Origin of the sequence: Microbacterium sp. SS28, assembly GCF_022761035.1 — a bacterium.
Taxonomy (GTDB): Bacteria; Actinomycetota; Actinomycetes; order Actinomycetales; family Microbacteriaceae; genus Microbacterium.
Genome location: NZ_JAKWJP010000007.1, coordinates 66,678 through 81,426, shown reverse-complemented (window position 1 = coordinate 81,426; position 14,749 = coordinate 66,678). Strand labels below are relative to the sequence as shown.

Here is a 14,749-nt window from a genome sequence, read left to right as displayed (position 1 = left end):
AGATCCCCGAACCCGACTACCGCGCCCTCACCGCATAACAACACGAGGGATCACACGCGACCGGATACACCACTCAAAAGGACTTGACCGGATGCCGCATCCACCCCCTCAACCCGACACCAACTCACCCCACCCGGCCACACCCCGACGCCTCGGGGTGAGCGCATGCCGCATCCACCCCCTCAACCCGACACCAACTCACCCCACCCGGCCACACCCCGACGCCTCGGGGTGAGCGGATGCCGCATCCACCCTCTCTACCCGACACCAACTCACCTCAAGCGGCCACACCCGGCCACACCCCCACGCTTCGGGGTGAGCGGATGCCGCATCCACCCCCTCAACCCGACACCACCTCACCCCACCCCGCCACACCCCGACCCTTCGGGGTGAGCGGATGCCGCATCCACCCCCGCAACCCGACACCAACCCACCCCAGCCGGCCACACCCCCACGCTTCGGGGTGAGCGGATGCCGCATCCACCCCCCGCAACCCGACACCAACCCACCCCACCCGGCCACGCCCAGACCGATCGGGGTGGACAGACGCCGCATGCCGGGCCGCAACCCGACACCAACCCACGCCGATGCACCCGGGCACGGCAAGCGCGCGGGCTACGCCGTGATGAAGGCCTTGTAGCGGTCGAGGGCGGCGGCGATCTCGGCGTCGGTCGCGGCATCCGGACTGAACAGCTCGGGGATCGGGTCGTCGGCGTGCCTGCCGACGGCGACCGAGTGCGTCCACACGCCGACGGCCTCGCCGCGGGCGACGAGGATGGGGCGGACGATCCCGTTCATGCTCGGCCCGATCGCGGCGAGGAACCCGGGCGCGCACGGCACGGTGCGGTCGACGTACGAGAGGTAGTACTCCTCGAAAGGCGGCAGGGCGTGGACCTCGTGCGCGGACGCGCTCCGCCGGGGCGCGGGACCCGCGACGACGTATTGCGGCTCGGGCTCGTCGTCGACGATGTCGATCCGACCGGATGCCGCCTCCGCAGCCTTCCGCGCGAGACCGAGCGGCAGCCCCGACCACCACGCGAAGTCGCGCGCCCCGGCCGGGCCGTGCGAGCGGATGTACCGCACGAAGAACTCGGCGAGCGCGTCTGCCGGCGCGGCCTGGTCGGGAGCCCATTCCTCGGCGAGCACCCAGAACTGCTCGCGCGTGGGACCCGCCTCGCGCGGCACGACGCCGCCCTGGCACAGGATGCCGCGCACCGAGAGCGCGAACAGCAGGTGATACCCCCGCTGTGCGCGGGTCGAGACTCCCCCGGCCTCCCAGACGGCGAACATCTCCTTGCGGGCGAGCCCATCGCCCCCGCGGAGGGCGGCGCGTGCCAGCCGCTCCGCGCGGGCGAGCTCGTCGGCGTCGATAGCCTCGGCGCGATGCACGGCCGCGGCCTTGCGGAACTGCCGCTCGCCCGTGACGGAGAGCACCCACGCGAGATCACTCGCGGGGAGGGCGTGGATCGTGCCGCGCATCGTCCAGGCGCGGATGATCTCGCCGCGGTCGAACGCCGCGTCGACGTCGCGGAGCGTCGGCTCGCCGCGCGTGCGCGCGGCGAGCGCCCAGCGCCCGCCCCAGAACTCTTGCGCCTGTGTCGCGAGCATGTGCTCCGCCGCGGCGAGCACGGTGGGCGCCGGGGCGCTCAGTCGATGCGATCGCAGACGCTCCGAGCGCAGGGACGCGACCCGACCCCCGCGCCCCGCGTCTCCGCGCGACGCGCTGGCGGCGTCTGGTGAGAGCGTCGGAACCATGCCCTCATTGTGCTCCGCGGGGCGGACATCGCGCGCCCGCGGATTCGACCCGCGCACGGGATTTCGCGCATGCTCGAGGACGCGTATAGCGTCGAGCGTCACGACAGAGGGAGTACGGGGACGTGGATCTCATCCTGCAGGCGCTCAGCCACACGATGACGACGATCGCCGGTCAGCGGATCAGCTGGATCGAGGCGTTCGGCTTCGTCACCGGCGCGCTGTGCGTATGGGCCGTCGCCCGCCAGTACTCATGGAACTGGCCCGTCGGCCTCCTCAACAACCTGGCTTTCCTCGCACTCTTCCTCGGCTACGGACTCTATGCCGACGCGGTGCTGCAGGTGGCTTTCTTCGGACTGGGCGTATACGGGTGGATCGCATGGAGCCGCCAAGGACGCGCCCTCGGATCGAGCGTCGTGCCGATCCGTCGGGCGACGACGATCGAAGCGGTCGCCGGCGTCGCGATCGCCGGCGTCGCGACCTGCGTCATCGCGTTCGCTCTCAACGCCCTCACCGACTCGATCGTGCCGTGGCCGGACGCGTTCATCCTGGCGTTCTCGCTGCTCGCGACCTGGGGGCAGGCGCGCAAGATGCTCGAACAGTGGTGGGTCTGGATCGCGGTGGACGTCGTCTCGATCCCGCTCTACGCCTACAAGGGCCTCTGGCTGACTGCGCTCCTCTACACGGGCTTCCTGGCTCTGTGCATCTATGGTCTGCGCAGCTGGACGCGGCAGCTCCGCGACCCGCAGCGGTCGGTCGACCAGGACGAGCCGATCGAGGTGATCGCGTGACCCGGAAGACGGCCCACGGCCTCGTCATCGGCAAGTTCTATCCGCTGCACGCCGGGCACCTCGCCCTCCTGCGCTTCGCGTCGGAGAGATCGCAGCGGCTGACCATCGTCCTGATGTGGTCGCAGTTCGAGTCCATCCCTCGCGGCACCCGCGAGCGGTGGCTGCGCACGGCCGCGGCCGAACTCGGGAACGCCCGCGTCCTCGCCGTTCCCTGCGACGCGCCCGTCGACTACGGCGCCGACATCGCGTGGCACGCGAACGCCGCGATCCTTCGCGAGGCGCTGGATGCCGGGGGCGCGCCCCCGGTCACCGGGGTGTTCAGCTCGGAGCTCTACGGCGTCGAGCTGGCCGCGCGATTCGGTGCCGAGCCCGTGCTGTACGACATCGACCGCACCGGGCACAGAGTGAGCGGGACGGCCGTACGGCGGGATCTCGTGCGGCGCTGGGATCGTGTTGCGCCGATCGCGAGACTCGACCTCGCGACGCGCGTCATCGTCGTGGGTGCGGAATCCACGGGAACCACGACACTCGCCCGGGATCTCGGCGAGCACTATCGCGCGAACGGCTTCCCGCACCTGCGCGACGTCGAGGAGTACGGCCGCGAGCTGACCTACCGACTGCATGCCGAGGCATCCCGCGCCGCTGGTGCGACGGCGTCGATGGACGCGATCGCGTGGCGCCCCGAGCATTTCGCCGAGGCTGCGACCACGCAGCTCGAGCGAGAGCAGGAGGCCGCGCTCGCCTGCCCGCTCGTGATCGCCGACACCGACCCGCTCGCCACGGAGGTGTGGGAGCGCCGGTACCTCGGTGAGGACTCGACGGCGGCGGCATCCGTCAACCGAGCCGGCTTGCCTCCGCGTGCCGTCTATCTCGTGACCGATCACGTCGGCGTGCCGTTCGAGCAGGACGGATGGCGGGACGGAGAGCATCTGCGGGCGGAGATGACGTCCTGGTTCACGGCCGAACTCACCCGCAGGGGTGAATCGTGGGTGCTGCTGCGCGGAGACCGGGCGGAGCGCCTCCGCTACGCCCGGCTGCTGATCGATGCGCTCTGGGAGCAGCGATCGACCTTCGCCTCGCCGCCCTGGGCGGACCGGACAGTCCTCCGAGCAGAGGTGCCCGCACCCGCGGATGCGGGTGAGTGAACTGCCCCCACCTGCGGGGTGCGGGTGAGTGAGGTGCCCCCCGGCCGTCAGAACGGGTTCGGCGTGAGGGTGTACTTCGTCTGCAGGTACTCGTGGATGCCCTCGAAGCCGCCCTCGCGGCCGAGGCCGGAGGACTTCCAGCCCCCGAACGGCGCGGCGGCGTTCGACGCGACGCCGACGTTGAGGCCCATCATCCCGGTCTCGAGGCGCTCGATCATCCGCTGACCGCGGGAGAGGCTCTCGGTGAACACGTACGAGATCAGGCCGAACTCCGTGTCGTTGGCGACGCGCACGGCCTCGTCCTCGTCATCGAACGGGATGATCGCGAGCACCGGGCCGAAGATCTCCTCCCGCAGGATGTCGCTGCCGGGCCGCACATCGGTGACGACGGTCGGCTCGTAGAACGTGCCGGGGCCGTCGACCGCGCTGCCGCCCGTCGTGACTGTCGCGCCGCGCGAGACGGCGTCCTGGACGAGCGCGGAGGCCTTCGCGACGGCGCGGTCGTCGATCAGCGGGCCGATCACGACGCCGTCCTCGGTGCCGCGGCCGATGCGGAAGCCCTCGACGCGCTCCGTGACGCGCCGCGCGAACTCCTCGGCGACCGAGCGGTGCACGATGAACCGGTTCGCGGCCGTGCACGCCTGCCCGATGTTGCGGAACTTCGCGAGGATCGCCCCGTCGACCGCCTTGTCGAGATCCGCGTCCTCAAAGACGATGAACGGCGCGTTGCCGCCGAGCTCCATCGAGGTGCGCAGCACGCCCTGCGCGGACTGCTCGAGCAGGCGCCGGCCGACCTCGGTCGAGCCCGTGAACGAGAGCTTGCGCAGCCGCGGGTCGCGGATGATCGGCTCGGACACGGCACCCGATGTCGAGGTCGTGAAGACGTTGACGACGCCCTTGGGCAGTCCCGCGTCTTCGAGCAGCTTGACGAAGTACAGCGTCGTGAGCGGCGTCAGCTCGGCGGGCTTGATCACGACGGTGCAGCCCGCGGCGAGCGCCGGCGCGATCTTGCGTGTCGCCATCGCGAGCGGGAAGTTCCACGGCGTGATGAGGAAGCAGGGGCCGACGGGATGCTGCGTCACGATCATCCGGCCCGTGCCCTCGGGGTTCGCCCCGTAGCGGCCCTGGATGCGCGAAGTCTCCTCGCTGAACCAGCGCAGGAACTCGCCGCCGTAGCCGACCTCGCCACGCGCCTCCGCGAGCGGCTTGCCCATCTCGATCGTCATGAGGAGCGCGAACTCCTCCTTGCGCTCCTGCAGCAGGTCGAACGCGCGACGCAGCAGCTCGGCGCGCTCACGCGCGGGGGTCTGCGACCACGACGGGAAAGCGTCGACCGCCGCATCGAGCGCGGCCTTGCCGTCGCCGGGAGCGGCATCCGCGATCTCCTTGACGACCTCGCCGGTCGCAGGGTCGTAGACCTTCAGCGTCCTGCCGCCGTCGGCGGCCAGCCACTCGCCGCCGATGAAGAGCCCGTCGGGCACCTTCGCCAGCAGTTCGGTCTCACGGTTCTCGCTCATGGGACTCCCTCGTCGAATCGTCTACGAGCATTCTGTGCGGCGAGACGCCTCCGGGTCTTCATACGCGGTGTCTATCCGACGATCCGGACTCGCCGTCACGTACACGCCGCTGCGTGCTCACGAGGCCCGAGGCGAGCTGCATAGGTCAATCGCCGCGGGATTGCAAGGGTTGAACCCTGAGCGTAGGCGATGGAAGCATCTCGCATGATGGTCTATCCGACCGTCGCCCATCCAGAGACGGGAAACCCCCCAATGAAGACACCCGCATCGAGGCGCGCGGCCGGCATCGCCGGCGCCTGCGCGCTCGCGCTCGCCATCACGGCGTTCAGCGGCTCACCGGTCAGCGCGGCAACGGGCGATGTCACCGGCGAACAGGAATTCGTCGTGCTGTTCACCGAGGGCACCTCCGCCGCGGCCGCGAAGGCAGCTGTGGAGGCGGCCGGCGGCACGATCGTGAGCCAGAACACCGACGTCGGAGTCGCGACCGTGACCACGACGGACTCGGAGTTCGCGGCGGCAGCGGCTGAGCAGGGCGCGATCGAGGGCACGGCTCAGAACCGGGTCATCGCGGACGTGCCCGACGCGCAGAAGGCGACGGGCGAAGCGACCAAGGAGGACGCCGCGGAGGCCGACCTCAAGAGCGACGCGAGCGCGGCGGCACAGGCCGCGGCGGGGGCGAAGAGCCGCGGAACGGGCGCCACCCCGACGGCCGATCCGCTAGCCTCGCTGCAGTGGGACATGAAGGCGATCGGCGCCACCGCCGACGGCTCGTACAAGTACGAGCGGGGCAAGGGCATCGTCGTTGGCATCCTCGACACCGGTGTGGACGGAACCCACCCCGACATCGCGCCCAACTTCAGCACCACGCTCAGCCGCAACTTCACCGTCGACATCCCGTTCGACGCGAACGGCGATGTCATCGACGGCGCGTGCGAGGACGACCCGGACGGCTCCTGCGAGGACCCGGCGAACGTCGACGAGGACGGCCACGGCACGCACGTCGCCTCCACGATCGCGTCGCCGCTCAACGGCATCGGCATCGCGGGCGTCGCGCCGGAGGCCACGATCGTGAACCTCCGCGCGGGTCAGGACTCGGGCTACTTCTTCCTGCAGCCCTCGATCGACGCGCTGACGTACGCCGGCAAGATCGGCGTCGACGTCGTCAACATGAGCTACTACGTCGATCCGTGGCTGTTCAACTGCGCGAGCCACCCCGCCGACTCGCCCGCGGACCAGCAGGAGCAGCAGACGATCGTCAAGGCGATGCAGCGCGCGCTCGACTACGCCCGCAACCGCGGCGTGACGCTCGTCTCGGCCGCCGGCAACGGGGCGAGCGACTACACGAAGGTGATCTCGGACGCGAGCAGCCCCGACTTCGCGGACGTGCCCGGTGAAGTCGCCTACGCGCGTGACCTCCTCGACCCCGCGACGTGCACCTCGATGCCGTCCGAGGGCCGCGGCGTGATCTCGGTCTCGAGCACCGGCCCGTCGTCGCGCAAGGCGTACTACTCCGACTACGGCAACGGGTACATCGACGTGGCAGCCCCCGGCGGCGACGTGTACGACACGCCCGCCGGCACGCGTGATCTCAGCGCGGGCATCCTCGCCGCCTATCCCAAGGTCGTGGCCGAGGCCGAGGGCGCGATCGACGCCAACGGAGAGGTCATCGCCCCCTGGGCTGTGAAGAGCTGCGACGCGAGCGGCGCCACCTGCGCGTACTACCAGTACCTGCAGGGCACTTCGATGGCGTCGCCGCACGCGGCGGGGGTCTCGGCCCTCATCGTCGGCAAGTACGGCGTGCGCGACTTCGTCCGCGGCGGTGACTACCTCCCGCCGATCGTCACGCAGGCGCGTCTCGAGCAGAGCGCGATCGACACGGCCTGCCCCGTGCCGGCGGCGTTCACGTACACGCGTCACCTGCCGTCGGGTGCGGTCGCGACCGCCACCCACACGTGCGAGGGGACGAAGGCGTCGAACGGCTTCTACGGCAAGGGCATCATCAACGCACTGAAGGCGATCGGACGCTGATCGAGCTGTCGATCAGCTGACGTCGACGAGGGGCCGGCTCCTGCGGGAGCCGGCCCTTTCGTGTCAGCTGTCAGCGGGCATCCGCACGGCGGACACGACGAAGGACGGATGCCTCGCCGAGGCATCCATCGCCGCCGCGCGGCTCAGCCCGAGACGCCCGCGATCGCGACGTCGTCGGCGAAGCGGATGTTGTACTCCGCGATCCGCTGCGGGACGCCGGCGAAGGCCTCGGCGCGCGCGTCCGACGCGAGGTAGGCCTGCTCGGTCGCGAGGAAGGCCTCCTGGTCGCCTTCGGCGCTCACGGCCCAGACGAACTCGTTCGTCTCGCGCACCCCATAGGCGAACTCGATCACGAACCCCGCGGCGGGCCGCACGCGCGGCATCCACTCCTCCCACCAGGCGAGGAAGGCGTCGTACTGTCCTTCGACGAGCGTGTACCGGCGGAGCTGAATCGTCCTCACCGTGGCATCCTCCCACGCCGCGGGGTTGCCTATACTCGTCGTGTCCGGCTGGGTCGCTCCCGCCGGTGCTCGAAAAAGGGGCACACAGCGCGCAGGCGCGAGACACACACGGCCCACGGATCCGTTCACTGTCTCCGGGAGATTCCATGCCCACCGTCTCCGCGCACGTCGCCATCGCCCTCGCCCACCACGTCGATCACGTCTTCGGAGTCATGGGCAACGGCAACGCCTGGTTCCTCGACGCGCTCGAGCGCTCGACGCCCGCTACCTACACCGCGATGCGGCACGAGGCGGGCGCGGTCGTCGCCGCCGACGCGCACTACCGCGCGGGCGGGGGCCTCGCGGCCGCAACCGCGACCTACGGCGCGGGCTTCACGAACACCCTCACGGCGCTCGCCGAGGCGCGGCAGGCCCATGTGCCGCTCGTCCTCGTGGTGGGCGACGAGCCGACGTCGGGGCCCCGCCCATGGGGCGTCGACCAGATCGCCCTCGCGTCGGCGGTCGGTGCGCGCACGTACACGGTCGGACGGACGGATGCCGCTGCCACGACCGTCATCGCGGTCGAGCACGCCCTCACCTACCGGGTGCCGACGGTCCTCGCGATCCCGTACGACGTCGCGACGCGCGAGGCGGGGCCCGTGCCGGAGGTCCCCGCGCCCGTCCTCCCCGCTCCCCTCGCACCCGCGGGCCCCTTCGCCGCCGAGTCGGTGCACGAGCTCGCCCGCCTGCTGGCGGGAGCGGAGCGTCCCTTCCTGCTCGCGGGTCACGGCGCGTGGGTTGCGGGGGCCGGTGACGCCCTCGGTGCGCTCGCCGACGCGACGGGGGCGGTCACGGCCTCGACGGCGCTCGGCCGCGGCATCTTCCCGCGGCGCGAGTCCGACCTCGGCGTGACGGGCGGCTTCGGCGCCGAGGGCGCGATGGACCTCGTCCGCGAGGCCGATGTCGCGGTCGTGTTCGGGGCGTCCCTCAACCAGTTCACGATGAGGTTCGGCGAGCTGTTCTCCCCCGGCACGAGGGTCGTGCAGGTCGACATCGCGCCCGCCGCGACCCATCCGCACGTCGGCGGCTATCTGCGCGGCGACGCTCGGGTCGTGGCCGAGACGCTCGTCGACGAGCTGTGGGCGCTCGGCGCGACGCCGTCGGGCTGGCGGGAATCCGTCGACGTCCCGTCGCTGCGGACCTACGAGCGCGGCGACGGCACAGCACCCGACGGGCGCCTCGACCCCCGGTCGATCGCGGCTCGCATCGGAGAGCTGCTCCCGGACGACCGCGTCGTCGTCTCGGACGGCGGGCACTTCATCGGCTGGGCCAACATGCACTGGGCCGTCGCCTCCCCCGACCGCATGATGATGGTCGGCACCGCGTACCAGTCCATCGGGCTCGGCTTCCCGTCGGTGCCCGGCGCCGCGCTCGCGAAGCCGTCGTCGACGGTCGTCCTGACGACGGGCGACGGCGGAGGGCTCATGGCGCTCGCCGACCTCGAGTCGGCCGTCCGCGTCGCCGCGGGCCGCGGGATCGCCGTCGTCTGGAACGACGGCGCCTATGCCGCCGAGGTCAACCTCTACGGCCTCAAGGGCGTCACGCAGGCGCCCATGCTCATCCCCGAGGTCGACTTCGCGGGCCTCGCTGCGGCCGTCGGCGCCGAGGGCGTCGTCGTGCGGGCATTGGCCGACCTCGATCGCCTCGCCGAGTGGACGGCGACGGATGCCGCATCCCGTCCCTTCCTCGTGCTCGACTGCCGCATCTCGCCCACCGTCATCGCGCCCTATCAGCGCGAGATCATCCGCGTGAACTCCTGACCGTCGCCGCCGGTCTCAGCCGGCGTCGCCCGCGCCACCGGTCTCAGCCGGCGTCGTCGAACTCGCGCCGCAGATACCGCGGGGCCTGCACGCGCCATGCCTCGGTGAACAGCTCCTCGAGGTGGTCGTCGTCGACGCCTGCCATGCGGAACGCGACCTTCGGCTCGCCCCAACTCGTCGTCGTGCGCAGGAACACGTCGGGCGCCATCTCGACGAGGGCGAGCGCGTCCACCCGATCTGCGACCTTCACCCCGACGACGAGCTCGGCCGCGACGATCGCGCGGATGTCGGCGGGGATGCTGGGCCACGGATGGCACTCCCACGCATAGAGCTTTCCACGCACGAACCACGCCGCACCGCCCGTCGTGGCGCGCTCCTCGCTGCCCGGGAGTCCCGCCGCGATCCGGCGCAGGTCGTCGAGGGTGGCCACGAGCCGAGCCTAGGGCGGGCAGCCGACGTCGGCGCGCGGTGTCGGCGGCGTGCACAAGCCGCCCACCGCGGCGGGAACGAGCACAGCCCGCCCCGCGGGGCGGGACGGGCTGCGATCGCGGCGGAGTGGGGGTCAGCCCAGCTCGAAGCCGAAGTCGAGGATGAGGTCGTCAGGGACATCCGACGTGGTGCTCGGGACGTCGTACCAGACGTCGAACACCATGACCCGGCTGCTGCCCGTCGGCACGACGTTACCCGGCTGCCCATCGGTGAAGATCGCGCGCTCGACCCAGACGCGGTTGCCGTCCTGCTGGTCGGCATAGCGGATGCGGAACTCGCGGTCGGCGGCGGTGTCGTTCGTGACCGTCACCGCGACCTGGGTCGACCAGTAGGTCAGCCCGTCGAACTTCTGCTCGACCTCGAACACGTCGGGCAGGTTGACACGCGTTCCCGTGGGGTCGCTGAGCTTGACGCCGCACGTCGTGGCCTCGGTGCCGGCGACGCCGACGGTGCTCGTCTTGGTGCCGTCGCGGAAGTACGCGACGTTCTTGCCCTTGACGACGTACGTCGCGGGCGTGCCCGCAGGCGCGTCCTTCTCCGCCCACTGCGTGGGGCCTTCGCTGCTCTTGACCGGCGAGTACTTGTACAGCGTCTTGAGCGTCGAGGCGGTGGCGGCGACGGGGGTGCAGGTCGTGTCATACATGACGGCTGCGTCGGCAGCTCCGCCCACGACGAGGGGGATGGCGATCGCAGCGGAGGCTGCGATGCCGAGGATGGTCTTGCGCACGGCTTCGTATCACTTTCTCTTGCTTCGGCCGCCGCCCCAATGCGACGCCTTTGCATAGTCTAACAGGTCTCTAATCCATCTCTAATGAGAGAGCATGGCAGCTGTGTCGATCGTTCGATAGGATCGCGTGCCATGGCGCGCCCCTATGGAGACCCGGTCGAGATCATCACCGGCCCAGTCCCCGCACAGTCCCCGTTCATCCCGACCGACGCCCGGATCGTCGTCGGCGTGGTCGCTCCCGCCTCGCCCGACCCGATCCCGATCGTGCTGCTGCCGGGGTTCGAGTACCGCATGGTCGAGTGGCGGCATCCCGAGACCCACCAGATCCACTGGCGGCTCGAGCGCAGGAAGTCCACGCCGCTCAGCGCCGAGGACGCCTAGCGTCTCGACGCTCACGCCGAGACGGGGTCGTGCGACCGCGCACTACGGCGCCTCGACGCGGCCGCCGAGCAGGCCCGTGCGGTACACGAACGCCGTCGCCTCGGAGCGACCGCGCACGCCGAGCTTGCGGTAGATCGCCATCGAGTGGTGCATCACCGTCTTGACCGACACTCCGAGGGCGACCGCGATCTCCTTGTTCGTCCGCCCCGTCGCGAGGTGGAGAAGCACGTCCCGCTCGCGCGGAGTGATGGCGGGCCTGGGCGCCTCGAGCGGCGCCGTGCTCTGCCCCACGGTGGACGGGTACCGGATGATCCGCGGTTCTTCCGGTCGGGATGCCGCACTCCGCGCGATCGCGTGCAGATAAGCCACGAGTGCCGGAGCCAGCGGACCGTGCTCGCCGGCGTCGGCCAGCACGGCTTCGCGGGTGAGGGGCGGCATCCGGTAGGCGACCGTCGACTCGAAGACGGCCACCGCCAGGGCCGGGTCACGCGAGGGCTCGGTGGAGTCGGGCTCGGCGCCGAGGCGCTCGATGAGGCCGGCAGCGACGAGTCGCGCCAGATCGCCGGCGACCTCATCGGCCGACCGTCCGCACAGGGCCGTCGCGGCCGCGAGTTCGAACGGCCCGCCGAACAGGACGAGGTCCCGAAGCAGGTCGTCGTGGCGCGTAGTGAGCATCCCCCGTGCGGCGCGCACGTCGGCGGGGTGGTCGAGGCTCACAAGGGTCCGGAACGGGCGGGGCGAGACATCCGCGCAATCCCTCCTTCCGGCGCGCCGAATATCGCCGACATCGCGAACGCCGCCGGCACACCCTTGCGACCAACCATGAGATCCACGCGGCCCCCTTGCCGCGCCGCAGGCCGGCAGTGCGGTGGACTCGGGGGATTCCACGTCGACGCACGGCGCCGGCCGCGTGCTGGGCTCAGCGTAGCGACGACGGCGCGCGGCGCGTCATCTCAGGCGTCAGACCGGGCGAAGGTCGGCCACTCCTCGTCCGCGGCGACCTCTTTCGCCTGGTCGAGCGCCCGCTCGATGCTCGCCTCGCGGTTGGCGGCGATGTCGACGGCGTGCGCGCGGATGAACGTCACGTCCCGGATGCCGACGAAGCCGAAGATCGCGCGCACGTAGGGCTCGAAGAAGTCGAGCGATCGCAGCGGGCTCTGCTCGCTGTAGTCGCTGCCCGACGACGTGACGACGACCATGCGCTTGCCCTCGAGCATCGGGAGCGGGTAGCCCTGCTCGTCGAAGCGGAAGAGGTAGCCCGGCTGCACGAGGCAGTCGATGTAGTACTTGAGCGCGTAGGGCACGCCGAAGTTCCACATCGGCGCCGTGATCACATAGGCATCGGCCGCCCGGAAGCGGTCGATCTCGTTCTCGATCTCGATCCAGGACTCCGCATGGTCCCGGCCGATCGGCATCCCGGCCAGGAGCGTGTACTTGGCCTCGATGTTGTCGCCCGCGATCGCGGGGAGGTCGGACCGGAAGAGATCCAGCGTCTCGACTTCGAGATCGGGACGCCGCGACCCCAGCTCGTTCAGCAGTGCATCCGTGATGCGCAGTGTCGTCGATCCTTCGAGCCTCGGGCTCGCGATGACGTGCAGCAGTTTCATTCTCGTCCCCTTCGGTGGTCCCCGGTCGAAGCGCACCACGCGCACTCGGCCCCGCGCATCGGGCATTCGCCCTATCTCATCCCCCGTGTGCGACGCTGGACCGATGGAGCGCAACGTCTCGAGCCGCATCGTCCTGGACATCACCGACCCCGCCGACCTCGTGTTCGCGATAGCCGTCGCCGAGCAGCACATCCCGGCGGTCGAGTCACTGACCGTCCGACTCGACGGCGTTCCCCTCGAGCCGCGAGAGGTGAGCGATGCGCACGGGACCCGCCTGCACCGCGTCCAGGCGGGAACCGGCCGGCTCGTCGTCGAGTACTCCGCCGCCGTCGCGGGGCAGGCGGATGCCGACGAGCCGACCGAGGCTGACCTGCTCGCGTACTCGCGGCCGAGCCGCTACGCCGAGTCGGATGCGCTGCTGCCCACGGCGGCGGCGGAGTTCCGCGGCATCCAGACCGGCGCCGACCTGCTCGCGTCCGTGTCGTCGTGGGTCGGCACGCGCCTCGCGTACGTCTCGGGCTCGTCGCTCCCGACGGACGGGGCCGTACGCACCCTGCTCAACCGCCAGGGCGTGTGCCGCGACTACTCCCACCTGTGCGTCGCGTTCCTGCGCGCGCTCGGCATCCCGGCCCGCCTCGCGGCGGTCTATGCACCCGGCCTCGCGCCCATGGACTTCCATGCCGTCGCTGAGGCGTGGATCGACGGACGCTGGTGCGTCGTCGATGCGACGGCGCTCGCTCCGCGCGCCTCGCTCGTGCGGATCGCGACGGGACGGGATGCCGCCGACACGGCGTTCCTCAACGTGATGTCGGGACGCGCCGACCTGGTCGAGACGACGATCTCGGCGGTCGTGGACTCGCTGCCTTTCGACGACGTGACGGAGCTCGTCTCGATCGCGTAGGACGAATTCGTGTCAACCTGTTGACATTCAAGATGTCAACAGGTTGACTCTGTGCATGGCCGACCGGATCACCGTCACCCTGCACCATCTCGTGTCGCTCATGGACGCGTACGCAGACGAGATGCTGCAGACCCGGCACGGAGTCACGTTCAGCCAGTTCCAGTTCCTCGCGGCCGTCGCCGACCTGCAGCCGGTCGACATCACGAGCCTCGCCCGGTGCCTGTTCGTCACCAAGGCGGCCGTCAGCAAGCGCGTCCCCTCGCTCGTCGCCGACGGCTGGATCGTCGCAGAAGGCGACCCGAACCACGGCCGCCGCGTGCTGCTGACGCTGACGCCGCGGGCGCTCCAGCTCGTCGTGCAGGCCGGCGGCGGTCTCGACGATCAGTTCACCTCGCTTTTCGCCGATCCGCGGCTGGGCGCCGACGGCATCGACGTGGACGTCCTCAATCGTCAGCTCGAAACACTCATGGTCCTCGTCACAGAAAAGGGAATCCCGCAATGAACCCTCGCATCCTCGTCATCGTCGGCACGCCGATCACCGGCAGTCTCAACCATTCGCTCGCGACGGCGTACGTCGACGACGCGCGGGCCGGCGGCGCCGACGTCCGCGTCATCGATCTCGCGAACGACCCGATCCCGGGGCACCCGACGCACCGGGACGAACTGCGGATGCCCCGCACCGACGATGACACGCCCCTCGACGCCGACGTCGCCGCCTATATCGAGGACGTTCGGTGGGCCGATCACATCGTGTTCTTCCACCCGCAGTGGTGGGGCACCTACCCCGCGGCGCTCAAGGCGTTCATCGACCGCGTGTTCCTCTCGGGCTTCGCGTTCCGCTACCGCGCGAAGAGCGCCCTGTCGGAGCGGCTGCTGGCGGGGCGCACGGCCCGCATCGTCATGACCATGGACTCGCCCCGCCTGTGGAACCGCCTCGCGTACCGCAATGCCGCCGAGACGAGCCTCAAGCGCGCGATCCTGGGCTACTGCGGCGTCAAGACGGTCGGTGTCACACGGTTCACACCCGTACGGTTCAGCGAGGACGAGCAGCGCTCGGGGTGGGTCGCCGAGGCCGGCAGGCTCGGGCGCCGCGATGCCGCGGCATCCGTCACACGCTCCCGCGAAGCCGTCGCCGTCGCCTGAATCGGCGC

General features: G+C 70.7%; 15 protein-coding genes. 8 read left to right on the top strand and 7 right to left on the bottom strand.

The genetic code is table 11. The features are described 5' to 3' along the window. Window positions 1-615: 615 nt before the first annotated feature. Window positions 616-1,755, bottom strand: coding sequence for a DNA glycosylase AlkZ-like family protein (locus MJ607_RS18670; protein WP_243077139.1), 1,140 nt, complete (start codon window positions 1,753-1,755; stop codon window positions 616-618). A 122-nt stretch (window positions 1,756-1,877) separates the two neighbouring features. Between MJ607_RS18670 and pnuC the strand changes: the two genes are divergently transcribed. Together pnuC and MJ607_RS18660 are read left to right on the top strand one after the other, a co-directional pair. Next, on the top strand, window positions 1,878-2,543 hold the full coding sequence (gene pnuC, locus MJ607_RS18665; RefSeq protein WP_243077138.1) for a nicotinamide riboside transporter PnuC: 666 nt from the start codon (window positions 1,878-1,880) through the stop codon (window positions 2,541-2,543). Beyond that, the gene (locus MJ607_RS18660) at window positions 2,540-3,688 is read left to right on the top strand and encodes an AAA family ATPase (protein ID WP_243077137.1); all 1,149 of its coding nucleotides are present in this window, start codon (window positions 2,540-2,542) and stop codon (window positions 3,686-3,688) included. Before pnuC ends, MJ607_RS18660 begins: the two co-directional genes overlap by 4 nt. Before the next feature lie 47 nt (window positions 3,689-3,735). Here MJ607_RS18660 and MJ607_RS18655 read toward each other — a convergent pair whose 3' ends face one another. Next, the gene (locus MJ607_RS18655) at window positions 3,736-5,205 is read right to left on the bottom strand and encodes an NAD-dependent succinate-semialdehyde dehydrogenase (protein ID WP_243077136.1); all 1,470 of its coding nucleotides are present in this window, start codon (window positions 5,203-5,205) and stop codon (window positions 3,736-3,738) included. A gap of 252 nt (window positions 5,206-5,457) precedes the next feature. Between MJ607_RS18655 and MJ607_RS18650 the strand changes: the two genes are divergently transcribed. After that, window positions 5,458-7,233, top strand: a complete 1,776-nt coding sequence (locus MJ607_RS18650; RefSeq protein WP_243077135.1) for a S8 family serine peptidase — start codon at window positions 5,458-5,460, stop codon at window positions 7,231-7,233. Between the two features lie 143 nt (window positions 7,234-7,376). Here MJ607_RS18650 and MJ607_RS18645 read toward each other — a convergent pair whose 3' ends face one another. Further along, window positions 7,377-7,694, bottom strand: coding sequence for a hypothetical protein (locus MJ607_RS18645; protein WP_243077134.1), 318 nt, complete (start codon window positions 7,692-7,694; stop codon window positions 7,377-7,379). Between the two features lie 146 nt (window positions 7,695-7,840). Between MJ607_RS18645 and MJ607_RS18640 the strand changes: the two genes are divergently transcribed. Then, complete coding sequence (locus MJ607_RS18640) at window positions 7,841-9,493, top strand: thiamine pyrophosphate-binding protein (protein ID WP_243077133.1); 1,653 nt, start codon at window positions 7,841-7,843, stop codon at window positions 9,491-9,493. Window positions 9,494-9,536: 43 nt separating this feature from the next. Here MJ607_RS18640 and MJ607_RS18635 read toward each other — a convergent pair whose 3' ends face one another. Both MJ607_RS18635 and MJ607_RS18630 read right to left on the bottom strand, forming a co-directional pair. Beyond that, a complete protein-coding gene (locus MJ607_RS18635; RefSeq protein ID WP_243077132.1) occupies window positions 9,537-9,923 on the bottom strand; it encodes an MmcQ/YjbR family DNA-binding protein in 387 nt (128 codons plus the stop codon). A gap of 132 nt (window positions 9,924-10,055) precedes the next feature. Next, window positions 10,056-10,709 carry a hypothetical protein gene (locus MJ607_RS18630; protein WP_243077131.1) on the bottom strand — a complete coding sequence of 218 codons (654 nt, stop codon included), beginning with the start codon at window positions 10,707-10,709 and terminating at the stop codon, window positions 10,056-10,058. Window positions 10,710-10,841: 132 nt separating this feature from the next. Between MJ607_RS18630 and MJ607_RS18625 the strand changes: the two genes are divergently transcribed. Further along, a complete protein-coding gene (locus MJ607_RS18625; protein WP_243077130.1) occupies window positions 10,842-11,090 on the top strand; it encodes a hypothetical protein in 249 nt (82 codons plus the stop codon). Between the two features lie 42 nt (window positions 11,091-11,132). On the opposite strand, the gene MJ607_RS20280 is transcribed toward MJ607_RS18625, so the two are convergent. Together MJ607_RS20280 and MJ607_RS18615 are read right to left on the bottom strand one after the other, a co-directional pair. After that, entirely contained in the window at window positions 11,133-11,807 is a 675-nt protein-coding gene (locus MJ607_RS20280) for a LuxR C-terminal-related transcriptional regulator (protein ID WP_243077129.1), read from the bottom strand. Between the two features lie 236 nt (window positions 11,808-12,043). Continuing rightward, complete coding sequence (locus MJ607_RS18615) at window positions 12,044-12,697, bottom strand: FMN-dependent NADH-azoreductase (protein WP_243077128.1); 654 nt, start codon at window positions 12,695-12,697, stop codon at window positions 12,044-12,046. Window positions 12,698-12,800: 103 nt separating this feature from the next. On the opposite strand from MJ607_RS18615, the gene MJ607_RS18610 reads away from it, so the two are divergent. From MJ607_RS18610 to MJ607_RS18600, 3 genes are read left to right on the top strand one after another with little or no spacing between them, the layout of a single operon-like run. Further along, window positions 12,801-13,598, top strand: coding sequence for a transglutaminase family protein (locus tag MJ607_RS18610; RefSeq protein ID WP_243077127.1), 798 nt, complete (start codon window positions 12,801-12,803; stop codon window positions 13,596-13,598). Window positions 13,599-13,653: 55 nt separating this feature from the next. Further along, entirely contained in the window at window positions 13,654-14,100 is a 447-nt protein-coding gene (locus MJ607_RS18605; protein ID WP_243077126.1) for a MarR family winged helix-turn-helix transcriptional regulator, read from the top strand. Further along, a complete protein-coding gene (locus MJ607_RS18600) occupies window positions 14,097-14,741 on the top strand; it encodes an NAD(P)H-dependent oxidoreductase (RefSeq protein ID WP_243077125.1) in 645 nt (214 codons plus the stop codon). The genes MJ607_RS18605 and MJ607_RS18600 overlap by 4 nt, the downstream gene beginning before the upstream one ends. Window positions 14,742-14,749 lie beyond the last annotated feature (8 nt).